At 49.3% G+C, this 16,974-nt stretch carries 14 protein-coding genes; 11 read left to right on the top strand and 3 right to left on the bottom strand.

What is annotated here, in order from left to right:
• Positions 1-63: 63 nt before the first annotated feature.
• Positions 64-1,800, bottom strand: a complete 1,737-nt coding sequence (locus ACJMM9_RS06760) for a hypothetical protein (protein ID WP_405324951.1) — start codon at positions 1,798-1,800, stop codon at positions 64-66.
• A gap of 402 nt (positions 1,801-2,202) precedes the next feature.
• Here ACJMM9_RS06760 and rplU point away from each other — a divergent pair, with 402 nt between their 5' ends.
• From rplU to ACJMM9_RS06740, 4 genes are all read left to right on the top strand, one after another.
• Complete coding sequence (gene rplU, locus ACJMM9_RS06755; RefSeq protein WP_072828036.1) at positions 2,203-2,688, top strand: 50S ribosomal protein L21; 486 nt, start codon at positions 2,203-2,205, stop codon at positions 2,686-2,688.
• A gap of 3 nt (positions 2,689-2,691) precedes the next feature.
• A complete protein-coding gene (gene rpmA / locus ACJMM9_RS06750) occupies positions 2,692-2,952 on the top strand; it encodes a 50S ribosomal protein L27 (protein WP_014545145.1) in 261 nt (86 codons plus the stop codon).
• A 164-nt stretch (positions 2,953-3,116) separates the two neighbouring features.
• On the top strand, positions 3,117-5,480 hold the full coding sequence (locus tag ACJMM9_RS06745) for a hypothetical protein (RefSeq protein ID WP_405324948.1): 2,364 nt from the start codon (positions 3,117-3,119) through the stop codon (positions 5,478-5,480).
• 172 nt (positions 5,481-5,652) lie between these two features.
• On the top strand, positions 5,653-6,477 hold the full coding sequence (locus ACJMM9_RS06740) for an inositol monophosphatase family protein (RefSeq protein WP_405324946.1): 825 nt from the start codon (positions 5,653-5,655) through the stop codon (positions 6,475-6,477).
• A gap of 152 nt (positions 6,478-6,629) precedes the next feature.
• Here the strand turns inward: ACJMM9_RS06740 and ACJMM9_RS06735 are convergent, their stop codons facing one another.
• A complete protein-coding gene (locus ACJMM9_RS06735) occupies positions 6,630-8,171 on the bottom strand; it encodes an acyl-CoA carboxylase subunit beta (protein ID WP_405324944.1) in 1,542 nt (513 codons plus the stop codon).
• A gap of 21 nt (positions 8,172-8,192) precedes the next feature.
• Complete coding sequence (gene fabD / locus ACJMM9_RS06730; RefSeq protein ID WP_088641118.1) at positions 8,193-9,041, bottom strand: ACP S-malonyltransferase; 849 nt, start codon at positions 9,039-9,041, stop codon at positions 8,193-8,195.
• A 252-nt stretch (positions 9,042-9,293) separates the two neighbouring features.
• On the opposite strand from fabD, the gene ACJMM9_RS06725 reads away from it, so the two are divergent.
• The 7 genes from ACJMM9_RS06725 to gdhA all read left to right on the top strand — a co-directional run bounded on the left by ACJMM9_RS06725 (position 9,294) and on the right by gdhA (position 16,574).
• Entirely contained in the window at positions 9,294-9,539 is a 246-nt protein-coding gene (locus tag ACJMM9_RS06725; protein ID WP_014544921.1) for an acyl carrier protein, read from the top strand.
• Positions 9,540-9,576: 37 nt separating this feature from the next.
• Complete coding sequence (locus ACJMM9_RS06720; protein ID WP_405324941.1) at positions 9,577-11,970, top strand: beta-ketoacyl synthase N-terminal-like domain-containing protein; 2,394 nt, start codon at positions 9,577-9,579, stop codon at positions 11,968-11,970.
• 21 nt (positions 11,971-11,991) lie between these two features.
• A complete protein-coding gene (locus tag ACJMM9_RS06715) occupies positions 11,992-12,723 on the top strand; it encodes an SDR family NAD(P)-dependent oxidoreductase (protein WP_014544923.1) in 732 nt (243 codons plus the stop codon).
• Positions 12,723-13,166: a 3-hydroxyacyl-ACP dehydratase FabZ gene (gene fabZ / locus ACJMM9_RS06710; RefSeq protein ID WP_015732419.1), complete on the top strand. Its 444-nt coding sequence runs from the start codon at positions 12,723-12,725 to the stop codon at positions 13,164-13,166. The genes ACJMM9_RS06715 and fabZ overlap by 1 nt, the downstream gene beginning before the upstream one ends.
• Positions 13,167-13,222: 56 nt before the next feature.
• Positions 13,223-13,933 (top strand): lysophospholipid acyltransferase family protein, encoded by a 711-nt coding sequence (locus ACJMM9_RS06705; protein ID WP_405324936.1) that lies wholly within the window; start codon positions 13,223-13,225, stop codon positions 13,931-13,933.
• Complete coding sequence (locus ACJMM9_RS06700) at positions 13,933-14,781, top strand: patatin family protein (protein WP_405324933.1); 849 nt, start codon at positions 13,933-13,935, stop codon at positions 14,779-14,781. The genes ACJMM9_RS06705 and ACJMM9_RS06700 overlap by 1 nt, the downstream gene beginning before the upstream one ends.
• A 443-nt stretch (positions 14,782-15,224) precedes the next feature.
• A complete protein-coding gene (gene gdhA, locus ACJMM9_RS06695; protein ID WP_405324931.1) occupies positions 15,225-16,574 on the top strand; it encodes an NADP-specific glutamate dehydrogenase in 1,350 nt (449 codons plus the stop codon).
• The last annotated feature ends 400 nt before the right edge of the window (positions 16,575-16,974 follow it).

Genomic DNA, 16,974 nt, shown 5'->3' with positions numbered 1-16,974 from the left:
TTAAAAAAGAACCGCTCTCCGAAAAGAACGGCTCTTTTTGAATAAATTTAATTTATTCCTCAATTACGGCGTGACTTTATGCATGTTGTAGCCCAAGATAACGCGGTCGCCCGTGTTGCGAGTGCGTTTGATTTCAATTTTCAGCTGTGTGACGCCAGCCGGAACTGTTATGGATTTTTGACGGAATGTGGCAAGGCCAGCAGACGATGTGGTTTGTGCAATTAATGCTCCTGTTTGGTTGTTCAGGATTCTAAGCTGGTAATTAGACGAAAGGTGACGGACTTCATTAGCATAACGACCGCTTACAAGCCAAGCGATAGCGATGTTATACTGTGCGCCAGCTTCAACAGTTTCGTTGAAAGAATAGGTTTCATCGCTGTTGAAAAAGTCGCCGTTGTTGCCATACCAATAACGGGAAACGTTGTTTCTGACCATTTCATCAAATAACGGCACGTTCTTATCAGTAAGAACTGTGGCGTTGTTTAACATGTTGTAGTTGAACTGATAGATATTGTCTGTGTTAACTCTGATTACATGATTACTTGGATAGTAAGCTGTCAACATGAGGGCTTTTACCACTTCTGGATGCCATTTGTAGAAGGGATATTTTGAAAGAAGGTCGGCGGCCATGCCGGCTGCTATCGTGGATGCGCCCCAACCATCAGAAACGGCCATAAAATCGACTGTGTTGCCGTCGTGCTTGATACCTCTAGTGTAATCGTTCTCGGTGTTGTATGTGTAGGCGGGAACATATATTTCAGGCTTTGTGTACTCTGCGCCCTGTTTGTCTGCAAATTTCGGTTTGGTTGGGCTGGGGAGGAGTACCGCGAAATCGTCGTTTGACGCACCGACACTAATTGCGTTTAATGAGATACCCGCGCCCGTTTTTTGTCCGTTGATGGAGAACGGAGCGAATTCGATAACGCGATTGTGGTAAATGTAGTTGTCCTGTTCCGCAGCTTCGTCGTTGTACAGCGTTACATTTGTTGTTGTAGATGTTATGGAGTTTCCGATATGTTGACCATTGCTATAGGGATTTTGTGGGCGTGTAACGTAGTGTCCTGTAGCACGTGCGCTTCCTTCATTGATTGACGTGACTGTAACGTTTGGAGAAACACCTTTGAGAACGGAATTGGAGTAGTAATGTTGGATGCCGTATTTGTAGTTGTATGCGACATTACTTGTGTTGCAGTTGTTACCTGAAAAGGTTATAGGATTGTCGGCAACAATGTTGTACATATTGATGCCTGCACCGCAGGTGCTTGCAGACTCCGGCCAAGAACAGTCTTTTTTAACGATTGCTCCGTTTGAAAGATGTTTTAGATGTCCTAAATGCAACATGTCAAATGTGAGTTCTCTTTCAGAATAATATTTTTCGTTATCTGATTTGCTTACAACGGTGCAGTTGCCGCTTTTGCTTGGATATTGTGCTTGTGAGTGCGTGTAATTGATTTTGCTGTAGGAATTTCTGGGGGCGTCGTTTGCTTCAAAATTATCAATTGCGCTGAAATAGTTTTCTTGAGAACGCATGTATCCGTTCAAATGATATTTGTTGGTGTTCGTGTTGAACATTGCCCATACTTTTGAAACATGGTCTACGGATCCAATGGGCGTTACCTTTGCAAGAGCGTTTGACTTGATGGAATTGTTGACCTTTGTCGTGTTTAAGCTCTTTTCGAACTTTACAATGCCTGGATTTTTTGCATCCTTGCTGTTGATGATTTTCCCCTGAGCGTTGAATGTTGCTGCGTTTGCAGATACGGCAACGCATGATGCTAATAGGAGTGGAATGTATTTCATTTTTTTTATCCTTCTTGTTGTTAGTATGTACAAAATTTATTGAATAAATTTTGTTGAATAAATTATAACATAAATCGTTTTTATTTGTGTGAAATTTTGATTTTCTTGTTTGTAATTCTTTGTTTAAAAATTCATGTATTTGTATGAAATATAAGGACTTAGATAAGTCTAATAAATTTTTGTAAAATTAATTTTACAGTTTTAAAATGGTGAAATATTTGTGAAATTTTGCTCTTGTCCTGGGCGAAATAGGGATTGAATTTGACTGTTTCAATGCCTAAAATGGCGATTTTTTTTGCTTTTTTTCGAAAATTAAGCAACTTTTAACTAACAACTCCTTTACAAAAAGTCGTTTCGTTACTAAATTTGTGATCCCAATAGCAAACTAAAAAGGATTACAAAATGTATTCTATTGTTGAAGCAGGTGGTTTCCAGTATAAAGTCGAGCTCGGCAAGGCCTACAAGCTCCCGTTGATCGACGCCGCTGTTGGTTCTGAACTGGAGCTCAAGTCCGTCCTTCTTTTCTCCGGAAAAGAAGTGCAAGTCGGCACCCCTGTCCTGAATGATGCTTCTGTCAAGGTCGAAATTCTCGCCCATGGCAAGGAAGACACGATCATCGTGTTCAAGAAGAAGCGTCGTACTCGTTACGAACGTCGTAACGGTCATCGTCAGGGCTATACCGAGGTGCTCGTCACGGAACTCCGCTCTGGCGCTGAATCTGCAGTCGTAGACCCTCAAGTTATTACCCGCAACCGCGCTCGCGTGGCTGCCCTTGCTAAGCAGAAGGCTCAGAACAAGCCGCTCACTCGCAAGGAAAAGATCGCTCAGGGACTTCCGAAGCCGGCTAAGGTCAAGAAGAACTCTTTGCGTAAGGCTAAGGAGGCTTAATCCATGGCACATAAGAAAGGTCAAGGTTCAGTACGTAACGGCCGCGACAGTAACGCCAAGTATCTTGGTGTTAAGAAGTATGCGGGCGAAACCGTCAAGGCTGGCAACATCATCGTTCGTCAGCGTGGTTCTCACTTCCACAAGGGCAACAATGTCGGCATGGGCAAGGACTTTACCTTGTTCTCCCTCGTTGATGGCACTGTGAAGTTCGAACGCCTCGATGCAAAGCGCCAGAAGGTCTCTGTCTATCCTGAAGAAGCCTAATAACTTTGGTTAGCTTTTAAAAGCCGGACGCGAAAGCGCCCGGTTTTTGTTTTTATTTAGCATTGTCTCTCCGGACTCCGTTCTGGGGTCGATATACACGTTTTTATATAGCTTCTTGGTGTTCGCGTTTCTATCGTTTTTTCTAAATTAATAGCGTGAATTCTATGCGCTATTTAAATCTTTATTTCATATCTGCTTTGGCTCTGTTCTTCTTGGCCTGCTCCGACGATGACGACGGAACAGAATTCAAGTTCGACAGGGAAATCTACGAATATTCCATTATTGAAGGCTGCGGTCCTGGCGCACCTGAGGACAGTATTTGCTACAAGATTCGTTACCATTACCCGATTCGCACCGAAGATTATTCCGGCTTGTGCGTCTGGCTTGACGATGCTGTCATCGACGATACTTCGAAATCCGTTTCGAACAAGCAGATTGAAAAAGCTCATGACAATGTCGATAATTCTTTTTTCCGCAAATACCAGAAAAAGAGTAGCGAATACGATACGCTTGATCTCACGGAATCCATTGCTAAATTCGTAAAGATGGGCTATGACAGCCTTCAGGTTGTGATGTTCTGTGAGTATTCCGATGGCGGCGATCCGGGTTCTGTGCAACGCGTATTTTTGCCGTTTAAGGATGTCCTGCCTCCGACCGATGTGGAACCGTTGTCAGATTCCCTGTGGGCTACGGGCGCCTGGTTTGAATGGTATCGTCCGACCGATAGGACCAAGGTTCTTTCGCCGAATGATGTTTCTGGCAAGATTCTCGGCTACAATGTCGTCATCTATTCCAACGATCCCGATGAAGATGTCGGCAAGCTTGAAGTGACGATCCAGTCCCCGGCCGGTGTCGATAATAAGGGAACCCGCTTGTACAAGCGCAACGCCTACATCCATAAGAGAAATGACTCCGTTCTTGTCGATGCTATAAAGGTGAACGAAAAAAACAAGAACTATCTCCGTCTCGTTATTTACGATGGCGAAGGCTACAATTCCGAAGACATCTCGAAGAATCGTTTCCGCTTGATTGTTGACGGTCTCCGTACTCAATCTGGTGAAGATGATCCTGGTTATAGGATTGCAATTTCGTCTTGGGATATGGTTGGCAATGCTAGCGGTTCAGAAATCAACAGCTCCGTTGATTTTTGGCGCCAGTTCAACACGACGGATTCCATTGCACCTTTGATGGCAAGGAAAATATTTACGGCAGAAGATTCTCTGTTCCCCGGCTATACAAAGCTTGATAGCAACAATCGCGTGGGCATCTTGTGGAGCCGTAGTGTTGATCCGCTCAAGTTTGATCATGGAATCGAAGTCGATTCGGTTCTTGTGTTCCCGAGGGGCTGCAACGAAAATACTTGCTATAAGAATGTCTCGAACTACGAGATCGAGTATTATGACAAATTAGACAAGTCCTGGCATAAGTATTCTTCGAACAAAGAAAAAACCTACACGGACCGTTATAGCATGGATGAAAAGGGCAGGTTCAGTATTGACTATTCTGGCACGGGCCGCTTCGTGTCGGATACGATTCAATACGTTGCCCCCGGCGATACTTTGATCCTTCGCATCCGCTCTATTGACAATTCAGAATATAAGTCGGCGGCGCTGGTGGATACCATTTTCGTTTCGCCTGGCGAACTTGCAGATAAACTTAAATGCCCTAAAGGCTTTATTGCTGTATCGACCTCCGATACGTCATCCCTTTGCATGGAAAAGTTCGAACATCGTAGTGCGGATGGAAAATTCATGACGAATGTTCTGCATTCCGAGGCCGCTGCTGCTTGCGAGGCCATGTCTGCGAGCGGTTTTGAAATTTCTCTTTGCCGTGAACGTGACTGGGAGCTTGTCTGCCTGTCGGGCGGTTCTCTTCAGTATGGCGTTGTCGAAGAAAGTGATTCCAAGGCTTCCGATTACTTGTTCAAGGTTTGCAATGTCAGTACCAACGATTCTACCATTGCTGCAGATGTCAGAAAACGCGATCCGCATTGCATGAATCCGATGGGCATAAGGGATTTGCCTGGCCAGTACCAGGAGTGGGTGATGGGCCGGTCTGAAGATACGGCTGCGGTATTGAAGGGCGCAAGCTACATGGTTTATGAAGGCCTTGACCGTGAATCTATTGCTTACTGCACGAATCGCGCGTTCCCGTACTATACACGTCCGGGTTATACGCAGGATACTGTTTACCTTTACCGTGAAGGAACTTTGGTGGATACGGTTTATGCGGCCGATACAACGAGAAATCTGTATAAGAAGATTACGCCAAAAGACTTTAAGGATACGATCCAGTTCTACGATGTCGTCGATAAGAATGGTAAAGTGATCGGTAAGGACTTTTCGCTTTATTCCGAATACAAGAAGGGCGGCAAGGCTTGGCTCGATTCTCTTGGAAATGGACTTACGTATAAGCCTTCGAAGAAAGAAGCTGTGTTCCTTACTGGAGAGAAATCCTATTACCGTCAAGCGGCGTCTTTCTACAAGTCTCCCACGATCGGTTTCCGCTGCTGCGCGTACAAGAAGTAAGTAGGAAGTAGGCGGTAGGAAGTAGACAGTTGAAATTTGGATATAGAAACATGCAAGCTTGTTTCTGCATCACTCGACTCAGCCGTCATTCTCGACCCTGGAGTGCGTAGCGCGATAGGGGAGGGAATCCATAATTTCTCGTGGATCTCTTTTTAAATAAAGAATGAAAGAAATGAATACAGAAGATTTTTTGAATGTCGCCAAAGACCTTGCCCGCAAGGCGGGTGACCTTTGCCTTGAACTCCAGAATAACCTTGGCGATGTCCGCTACAAGACTGTCAAGGACGTTGTGACTATTGCCGATGTTTCTAGCGAAAAGCTTATTGTCGATGGGCTTCGCGCTGCGTTCCCGACGCATTCCATTCGCACTGAAGAAGCAGGCGTCATCGAAGGTTCGGACCCGCGCTACCGCTGGATTATTGACCCGGTCGATGGAACGGTGAATTTTAGCCGTGGCATTCCGCTGTGGGGAGTTTCTATTGCCTTGCATTTCGAAGGCAAACCGCTGGTGGCGGTTGTTAATTTGCCCAAACTCGGTGAGCTTTACACTGCTGCAAAAGGCATGGGCGCGTTCATGAATGACAGACAAATTCACGTAAGCCGCGAATCGAATCCGACGCATGCCATTGTTTCGAATGGCGATTTCAACGTGGGCGATGCTGCAAAAATCAATGCGCAGAATTCGCACAACTTTGCCCGCGAAGCCGAAACGTTCGAACGCGTGAAATGCTTGGGCTCTGCGGTGATAGAAGGTTGCTTCACGGCCTGCGGCCGCATCGACTGCTTTGTGATGACCATGAGCTATCCGTGGGACATTGCTGCGATTGCGCTCCTCGTTGAAGAGGCGGGCGGCAAATCTACGCACATTGACGGCACCCCCATGCAGTTCGTCGATGCCGAACAAGTTATCTTCACGAACGGCCTATTGCACGACACCCTCGTGAAAACGCTCGCTGTAACAGAACCTTTACTGGATTCCCCGCGCTGCTCGGAATGATGTAAGACTTTTGTCATCCTCGGAGCGAAGCGAAGGGGATCCATAATTTTTCGTAAAACAAAAAAATCCCGATTCTTTCGAACCGGGATTTTTTCATTTCCAATTGCTTTTAGCCATTGACCAATGACTATTGACCAATGACTAACAACTGATTACAGCGGAATATTTCCGTGCTTCTTCCAAAGCACAGCCTTCTTCTTGTTCTTCAAGTTTTCGAATGCAGAAACAAGGCGGTCGCGAACGCTCTTCGGTTCAATGACTTCGTCGATGAATCCGTTGCCAGCAGCAATGTACGGGTTCAAGTACTTTTCTTCGTATTCGGAGATGTACTGTTCGCGGAGCTTGGCCGGTTCAGCAGAAGCGGCGATTTCCTTTCTGCGGAGAATGTCGACAGCGCCTTCAGCACCCATAACGGCGATCTGAGCGATCGGGAGGGCGAACACGCAGTCTGCACCGAGGTTCTTGCTGTTCATGGCGATGTAAGCACCACCGTATGCCTTGCGGAGGATGAGCGTCACGCGCGGCACTGTTGCTTCGGCGTATGCAAAGAGGAGCTTTGCACCGTGGCGGATAATGCCGTTGTGTTCCTGCTTCGTGCCCGGCATGTAACCCGGAACGTCTTCGAGCGTAAGGATAGGAATGTTGAAGCTGTCGCAGAAGCGGACAAAGCGTGCAGCCTTATCGCTAGCGTCCACGTCCAGAGAACCGGCAAGGTACTTCGGCTGGTTAGCGACAACGCCAATCACGTTACCGTCGAGACGGATAAAGCCGATGACAACGTTCTTTGCAAATTCCGGCTGGATTTCGAGGAAGGAATCCTTGTCGGCAAAGCAGTTGAGCACGTCACGGACATCGTAAGCGCGCTTGAAGTTGTCCGGAATGATTTCTTCGATGTCGGCAGACTTGTCCACGAGCGTACCGGCCTGAGCGACGGACTTGTCGACGTTGCTCTGCGGGAGGTACTTGAGCAAGTTACGGACACCTTCGAGGCATTCCTTGTCGTCCTTGTAGACAAAGTGTGCAACACCGGACTTGGAAGAATGAACGCCTGCGCCACCGAGCTGTTCCGGGGTCACGACTTCAGCAGTCACAGCCTTCACGACAGCCGGGCCCGTGATGAACATCTGGCTCGTCTTTTCTGTCATGAAGATAAAGTCTGTAATAGCCGGGGAGTAGCAAGCACCACCTGCGCACGGTCCGAGAATCACGGAAATCTGCGGAATCACGCCGCTTGCCCAAGTGTTACGGGCGAAAATGCCGCTGTAACCGTCGAGGGAGCTAACGCCTTCTTCGATACGGGCGCCACCGCCATCGTTGATGCTGATGAACGGCACCATGGAATCAAGGGCGAGGTCCATCACGTGGCAAATCTTCTTCGCGTGTGCGGAACCGAGAGAACCGCCGCTCACCGTGAAGTCCTGGGAGCAGGCGTAAACCGGGCGGCCATTGATCTTGCCGTAACCCGTGACGACACCGTCACCGTAAATGCGCTTGGATTCCGGGAGTTCGATGCTCTGGGAAAGGCGCATGGCACCGATTTCCTTGAACGTGCCCTTGTCAAAAAGGATTTCAAGGCGTTCGCGAGCAGTGAGCTTGCCCTGGGAATGCTGCTTTTCTACACGAGCGGCGCCGCCACCGGCCTGAGCCTTGGCATTGCGTTCGCTCAACTTTTCTAAATACGATTTATCCCACATAGTATTCCTGTGTGTTTGCGATTACTTCTGAATGCGCTTGATAAGGTTGGTAAGGACTTCGCCGGGGCCAAGTTCCTTAAATTCTGTGGCACCGTCTGCAATCATGTTCTTGACCGTCTGTGTCCAGCGGACGGGGGAGGTGAGCTGAGTGAGAAGGTTAGCCTTAATTTCGTTCGGATCCGTGTGTGGCTTGGCGTCCACGTTCTGGTAGACCGGGCAGACCGGAGTCGAAAATTCAGTTTCTTCGATAGCCTTTGCAAGTTCTGCACGGGCACTTTCCATGAGCGGGGAGTGGAATGCACCACCGACCTGCAGCGGAACGACGCGCTTCACCTTGCCGGTGAGGTAGGCGGCGACTTCGTCAATGCCCTTCTTTTCGCCAGAGATAACGACCTGTCCCGGGCTGTTGAAGTTTGCCGGAACAACGGCTGCGTCCTTGACCTGTGCGCAAGCTTCTTCGACGAGTTCATCAGAACCGCCGAGAACAGCGGCCATCGTACCCGGGCGGAGTTCGCAAGCCTTCTGCATGGCTTCTGCACGCTTTGCAACGAGCTTGAGGCCAGCTTCAAATGTGATAGCGCCCGTAGCCGTGAGTGCGGAGAATTCGCCGAGCGAATGACCAGCGGCCATATCCGGCTTGCCACCCTGGACCTTAGCCATAGCAACAGAGAGCAGGAACACTGCCGGCTGCGTGACTTTCGTCTGCTTGAGGTCTTCTGCGGTGCCATTGAACATCACGTCAGTGATGTTGAAGCCGAGAATTTCGTTTGCCTTTAAGAACATCGACTTTACGTCGGCGTTCGACTCGAATAAATCTTTGCCCATTCCTGGGAACTGAGAACCCTGACCGGGAAATACGTATGAAATCATGCGCCATAATTTAGTAAATAATGTTTCTGTTAATGATATTTAAATATGTCAGAAAGCTTTCTTTTTGAAAAAGTTTACAATACGAGTTTCGAACGTAAATCCGCTTTGTTGTTACCTGTAACCTATTTATAATATCCATTACCGCTTATCGGCTAAAACTGCATTTTGTACGATTTTCCAAAAAGGGGCGGTTTTGGAAAGAATAATTTTCTATCTTTGTGCTAAAATTTTATCAAAAGAGGAAATAATATTATGGCAAACGAAGAAATCAAGAGCAAACTCAAGGCATTCTTTATGTCCGATCTCGGCGTAGATGGCGATGTCCTGAATTACGATACTCCGCTTTTCGGCGAAGAAATCGGTCTTGACTCCGTGGACTCCCTTGAAATCATCTCCTTCGTCGATGACAACTTCGGCGTTTCCATGACTGGCGTTGCTAAGGAAAACTTCCAGAGCATCGACACCATCGCCGCTTTCATCGAAAAGAACAAGGCTTAATCAAAGCCTTTTTATTTGAGTATTGTTTGGAATTTCTATGACATCTAATAATCGTCGCTGTGTTGTTTCTGGCCTTGGCGTCATCTGCGCTGTAGGCAACAATGTTGAAGAAACCTGGAAAAACGCCCTGAATTCCGTCTCCGGCATTCACAAGACCACTTCTCTCGATACCAAGAACTGCTATGCAGATCTCGCTGCCGAAGTGAACTGTGATACGCTGGACGATATTGAATGCCCGGACGAAAAGGACCGCGCCTCCAAGCTCTGCATCAAGGCTATGAAAGAAGCCCTGAACGATGCAGGTCTCGGTGACTTTGCCGATAGCAGCCGCGTAAGCGTCATCATCGGTAGCTGCGTGGGTGGAGTCCTCAGCATTGAACAGTACCACCGCCACGGTAAGAACGTCAACGAAATTCCGAAGATGCCCATTGCAGCAATCGCCTCCCAGGTGGCAGAAGCTTGCCATGCGGGCGGCATTGTCACAAACGTGGGCAACGCTTGCGCTGCCGGTACGATTTCCATTGCTCTTGCTTGCGACCTTATCCGCGCAGGCAAAGCCGATGTCGTGATCGCCGGTGGCTCCGACTCCTTTGCTTCTGTTCCGTATTCCGGCTTCCTTTCGCTCCATGCTTTGGACGAAAACGGCTGCTCTCCGTTCAACCACTGCAACGGCATCACCCTCGGTGAAGGCGCTGGCATCGTGATTGTCGAATCTCTGGAACATGCCGAAAAGCGTAACGCCAAGCGTTATTGCGAAGTCCTCGGCGCAGGTGTCACAAGCGACGCTCACCACATTACGGCTCCTCGCGAAGATGGCGTCTGCCTCCTCGAAGCGATGAACCGCGCTGTCAAGAATTCTGGCATCAAGAAGTCTGATATCGGTTACCTGAACGCTCACGGTACGGGTACGGGCAAGAACGACAATGCAGAAATCAATGCATTCCACAAGTTCTTCGACGAAGAAAATCCGACCTTGAGTGTTAGTTCGACCAAGGTAATGACGGGCCACTGCCTCGGCGCCGCCGGTGCAATCGAAGCCGTGTTCAGCATCAAGGCTCTCACGACGAACACCGTGCTCCCGACGCTCCATTACACTGCCGAAGATTCCGAAGCCCTCAAGGCCAAGGTCGGCACGATGGACTACGTGCAGAATACTCCTCGTACAAAGGAACTTGAATGCGTCATGAGCAACAACGTCGCTTTCGGCGGCACGAACGCAAGTATCGTGTTCAGCAAGAAGCCGGGCGATGTGCAGAGCCAGGTCGCTAAGGATAAGAAGATCGCTGTGACAGGTATTGGCATTGTAAGCCCGATCGGTAACAGCAAGGAAATTTACCTTGACGCCGTCAAGAACGGTAAGCTCCCGGAATCCGCTTCCATTTGCTCTACCGTCACGAACGACGACTACAAGGAACTCGGCATCAAGATGGCCTTCTACCGCAAGCTCGACAATCTGGGACAGCTCCAGACCGTGTCCGGCATGCGCGCCCTCAAGGATGCAAACTTTACGGTCACTGAAGACAACGCCAAGCAGATCGGTATCATCGTAGGTACTAGCGAAGGCGGCCTCGGTGCCACTTACGATTTCGAGGAACTCATTGCCGAAGCGGGCAATGCTGGCGGTAGCGCCTTCAAGTTCCCTCACACCGTTTATAACGCCGCCGGTGGCTACCTCTCGATCCTCTCTGGAATCAAGGGCTACGGCGTCACCATCACGACGGGTCCGCTCTCCGGTCTCGATAGCATCGGCTATTCCATGAACGTCATCCACGATGGCCAGGAAGATGCAATGATGGCTACGGGTACGGACGAAAACCTCCCGATTATCACCGAACTCTGCCAGAAGATGAACGTCGCCGCCGACAAGGTGGTGGAACCGTATTCCAACTCCAATGGCTTTGTGGTGGGCGATGGCTCCGTTTCTATTATCATGGAAACCGAAGACTACGCCAAGTCCCGTGGCGCAAAGGTTTACTGCTACGCACTCGGTTACGGCAATGGCCGCAAGAACGTGAAGTTCGGCCACATCTCCGGTTCTGACGAAGCTCTCGACATCGCTATCAAGGATGCCCTCAACGATGCAGGCGTCAGCATTGACGAAATTGACGCTGTCTGCGGTTTTGCAAACGGCTTCAAGAAGATTGACGATATCGAAAAGGGCGCATACGCTCGCGTGTTTGGCGACAAGCTTGCAAGCCTCCCGCTTATCCAGGTGAAGGAACGCGTGGGCGAAGGCCGTGCCGCTTCTGCGACACTCGCCGCTGCCGAAGCCGCTCTCATGCTCGGTGGTGAACTCGCCGAAGAAAACGCCTACTTTATCGCAAATGGCGAAGTTTCTAAGAAGAAGGTCGCGACTGCTGGCTTCAAGAAGATCTTGGTCACTTCCTTTGCTACGGGCGGTTCTTACAGCGCCGTCGTTCTCGGTAAATAATTTATTGAAGGAGAATTTATAATGAAAGTTGCAATCGTTACTGGTTCTTCTAAGGGGATTGGCAAGGCTTGTGCTTTGCGCCTTGCTCGTGACGGCTACACGGTCGTCGTAAACTACTCCAGCTCCGATGAAGCTGCTCTCCAGACGCTTGAACAAATTAAGGCCGAAGGTGGCGATGGCATGGTCTACAAGGCAAACGTTGCCGTGCTTGCCGAAGTCAAGCAGATGGTGCGCGATGTTTTCAAGGCTTATGGCCGTATCGACGTGCTCGTGAACAATGCTGGTATCGTCCGTGACGAATACCTTTTGATGATGAACCCGGATACGCTCGACAAGTGCTTTGACTTGAACGTGAAGGGCTACTTCTACTGCGCACAGCAGGTCGCTGTCAAGATGTACAAGCAGAAGTCTGGCGTGATCATCAACATGTCTTCTGTTTCTTCCAAGTTCGCTCTCGCTGGCCAGGCTGTTTACAGTGCCACGAAGGGTGCTGTGAACTCCTTTACGCAGACGCTCGCCAAGGAACTTGGCGGCTACGGCATCCGCGTGAACGCTGTCGCTCCGGGCTTTGTCGCAACCGAAATGATCGAAGCCATCCCGGAAGAAACCCGCAAGGGCTATCTCGAAAAGGTGCCGCTCAAGCGCTTTGCTTCTGCAGACGAAGTCGCGAACGTCGTTTCTGCACTTGCTTCTGACCAGTTCGCTTATGTGACGGGTCAGGTCATCGTTTTGGATGGAGGTCTTTCCCTGTGATGAACATTTACCAGATCAGTGAAAAGATTGCCCAGCGTCCGCCTTTCCAGATGATTGAAAAGGTGACGGAACTCGTTCCGAACGAATCTGCAACGGGCATCAAGAATGTTTCCGTGAACGAACCGTACTTCATGGGCCACTTCCCGGGCACCCCGATTATGCCGGGCGTCCTCATTTGCGAAGCTTGCGCCCAGCTCTGCTCTCTCGTGATCGAGAAGCCGGCTGAAGACCTCGAAAAGAACTTGTACGTTCTTTTGAAGATTGACGGTTTCAAGTTCGTGAAGCCTGTGATTCCGGGTGACCAGCTCGAAATCTCCGTCAACAAGACGAAGGGCGGTGGAGTCATCGTCGGCTTTGACTGCGTTGTCAAGGTGAACGGCAATGTCCACGCCAAGGGTTCGTTGACGTTTACGAGCATCCCCAAAGAATCTTTGGGCAAATAATTAGTTGTCCTTTGTGTCTTCCCGGCCTCGTGCCGGGATCGCCTTACATACAGTTGATGATTGAAAAATCGAAAAATATAATTGCTGATTTGTTCTGGAAGTTTGTGCTCTTCTTGGTTGTTCACTTGGTGCGCACTTACTTGTTAGTATTTTATCGTCCCAAGATGAAGTTCTTAGGGTCGGTCAAGTCGACTGACCTTAAGGAGCCGATGATTATCATTGCAAATCACACGAGTATGCTTGACCCGTTGTTGGTGCAGTCTTTGTTCTTCCATAAGCGCAGTATCGTTGTCGCCAAGGATCAGGTCGAAGACCCGCATTTTCATTGGGCTCTATCCCGCTTTAAGAATGTGATTCCTTGCGATCGCTTTAATCTCGATACCGAATGGGCCTTGATTGCAAAGAAGGAACTTGAAAAGGGCAATTCCGTTATTATTTTTCCGGAAGGCAAGTGCCGCTATGACGGCTTGTTGAACGAGTTCAAGACAGGATTTGCGTTCCTCGCCCGCAGTACGGGTACGCCGGTTCTTTCTGTTGGCATTGATGGCATTTACAAGATTGGGCACCGCACTCAGATTGTGGTGGACGAACCCGAAAAGATTGAACGTGTCAAGGGAATCCCGTCATCCAAGCATCTGGCAGAACGCAGCGAATACTTCCGCCAGAAGGTCTGGAACCTGAAGCAGATTGCTTTAGGACAGCAGGGGGCAATTCTTCCTGTCGCGGCTGAAACTCCTGAAGAAATCATTCCTGAGGAGAGCAAGTAGTGAAGATTGGCTTGGCTCTTGAAGGCGGTTCGCGTCAGACCATTTTTACGGCAGGTGTTCTGGATGCCTGGATGGACGAGGATATTTATTTCTCGTATTTTACGGGTGTGAGTGCCGGTTGCCATGCCGCGATGAATTTTGTCACGCGTCAGCGTGGACGTTTCCGCCATATCATTCAGCCGACTAAAATCCAGCAGGGGATGGATCACGCCAACCGCATTCTGGATGGAATCCAGAAAGAGTGCAATGCGCTCCATTACAATGCGGCGTATGGCGATATTCCGTTCGATTTTCACCTGTTCTTTGGCTCGGGCGTTGAATGCGAGTTTGGCCTCACGTGCTGCGAAACGGGCCGCTCGGAATTCTTCCAGGAGTACATGAGCGAAAAGCGGTTGCTCGACATTGTGAACGCGAGTAGTGCACTCCCGATTCTATTCCCGATTGCTGAAATAGATGGCAAACATTACGCGGATGGCTGTGTCACTTCTCCAATTCCGTACAAGCGCGCCTTTGAAAAGGGCTGTGACAAGGTCGTTGTCGTTTCGACGCATTACCCCGGTGAAAGTGTGACGGACTTTCGCAAGTTCCGGATGGTCTTGAATCCGGTGTTCAAGCGCAAGTATCCGGATTTCTTCCGTGCGCTTATGTTGCGTTACAAGCGTTACGAGAAGATGTTTGCTGAAATGGAAAAACTCGAAAAGACGGGCAATCTCCTGATTTTCCGCCCGGAGAGCAAGGTCTGTGACCTTTTCGAGACCGACCGTGAAAAGCTCGATGAAACTTATAACATGGGCTTTGAATATGCCAAGCGCCGCATGGGCGACCTCAAAGCCTTCATGGAAATCTAATTTTCGCAATGTCACCCCGGCCTCCGTGCCGGGGACTGTTGTTTATACAACATTGTCAAGCCCGCCTCCGAGCGGGCTTTTTTGCACTGTCACCCCGGCCACAGTGCTCTTTGACCACTTAGAACTTTAGTTCTTATGTGGTCATGATCCGCGAATGGGGACGGGGTCGCCATCTCGTATAAAGAAAAAACATTATAACAAATGTAAAACTTTGTTTACTGAAATTTGCAAAATACTAAAACTTACAAAAATGTAAGTCTTTCTGCTATATACCCTTGATTTTTCGCGAAAAAAAGCAATCGGCAAAACTGATGAAAAACTAACTTACAAAAATGTAAGAAATTGAAGATTTTTACTCCTTTTTCACTTTTTCCTAACACCCTTTACTATCTTTACAAGCGTTAAAACATTAACAATCAAAATTCTCAACGGAGATATAAAAAATGGCAATTAAGAATGCTTACCTTCAGAAGGTTTATGAAAAGGTCGTCGCACGCGATCCGGACCAGGCTCTCTTCCACCAGGCCGTCCGTGAATTCCTCGAATCCCTCGACCCGGTCCTCGAACAGGACAAGTCTTGGGAAACCAACGGCGTGATCGACCGCCTCGTCGAACCGGAACGCGTTGTTACTTTCCGCGTACCTTGGCTCGATGACAAGGGTAACGTTCAGGTCAACCGTGGCTACCGTGTTCAGTTCAACTCCGCTATCGGTCCTTACAAGGGCGGTATCCGTCTCCGTAACGAAGTTACTCTTTCCATGCTCAAGTTCCTCGGCTTCGAACAGATCTTCAAGAACAGCTTGACCACGCTCCCGATGGGTGGTGGCAAGGGTGGTTCTGACTTCGACCCGAAGGGTAAGAGCGACAACGAAGTGATGCGCTTCTGCCAGTCTTTCATGACTGAACTCTGCAAGCACATCGGTGCAGACACGGACGTGCCGGCTGGTGACCAGGGTACTGGCGCTCGCGAAATCGGTTACATGTTCGGTCAGTACAAGCGCATTCGCAACGAATGGGTTGGCGTTCTCACGGGTAAGGGCCTCTCCTACGGTGGTTCTCTCGCTCGTACCGAAGCTACCGGTTACGGCCTCTGCTACTTCACTCGCGAAATGCTCAAGGACCTCGCTAACGACTCCTTCGAAGGCAAGACTGTCGTGATCTCCGGTTCTGGTAACGTTGCTCAGTTCGCTTGCCAGAAGGCAACGCAGCTCGGTGCTAAGGTTGTTACCGTTTCTGACTCCAACGGCTACATCTACGACCCGAACGGCATCAACCTCGACGTCGTTCTCGACCTCAAGAACAACAAGCGCGCTCGTATCAGCGAATACGCTAAGCTCGTTCCGGGTTCTGAATACCACGAAGGTTCTAAGGGCGTTTGGACGGTCAAGTGCGACATCGCTCTTCCGTGCGCAACTCAGAACGAACTCGATCTCGAAGGTGCAAAGGCTCTTATCGCTAACGGCGTGAAGGCTGTTGCTGAAGGTGCTAACATGCCGTCTACTCCGGAAGCTATCGAAGCTTTCCAGAAGGCTGGCGTTCTCTTTGGACCGGCTAAGGCTGCTAACGCTGGTGGCGTTGCTACCTCTGGTCTCGAAATGTCTCAGAACTCTGAACGTCTCTCCTGGACATTCGAAGAAGTTGATGCTAAGCTCGAAGGCATCATGAAGAGCATCTACGCCGCTGCTTCCTCCGCTGCTGTCAAGTACGGCCAGAAGGGCAACCTCGTCATGGGTGCAAACATCGCTGGCTTCCTCAAGGTTGCCGATGCCATGAAGTGGCAGGGTGCGGTGTAATTAGCTTGGCTTTGCTTACCGCAAAGCCGCGCTTTTTACTAGGGAAGGCTTCGCCCTCCAAAACATGAGACCGAATCCGCTAGAATCTGGATGAAATATGCAGGCTGGCGGATTCTCTCGCAATCACGCCTCGTTAATACGAGGCGTTTTTCGCTCACGGCCCCTCCTTTTCCAAATGCGAATAGCATAGGGCTTTAAAGAACGATCAGCTAATACTGATCGTTCTTTTTTGCTTATAGGAAACCGCTAATGTAACTCGTCATCCTGAACGGCCGTAGGTCGTGATATATGAAACTAGGCAGCTTGCTGCCGTAGTTGAATTAGGTTCGAAGGAGCAGGATCCAGTCACTTTTCCAATGGCTAAATGCCAAATGCGAAAAGCATTGAAAAAGTCTCCGGT

It is taken from the genome of Fibrobacter sp., from assembly GCF_045112255.1.
Classification (GTDB): Bacteria; Fibrobacterota; Fibrobacteria; order Fibrobacterales; family Fibrobacteraceae; genus Fibrobacter.
Note: the sequence above shows the minus strand (reverse complement) of the source record. Positions and strands in the feature narration are given on the sequence as shown.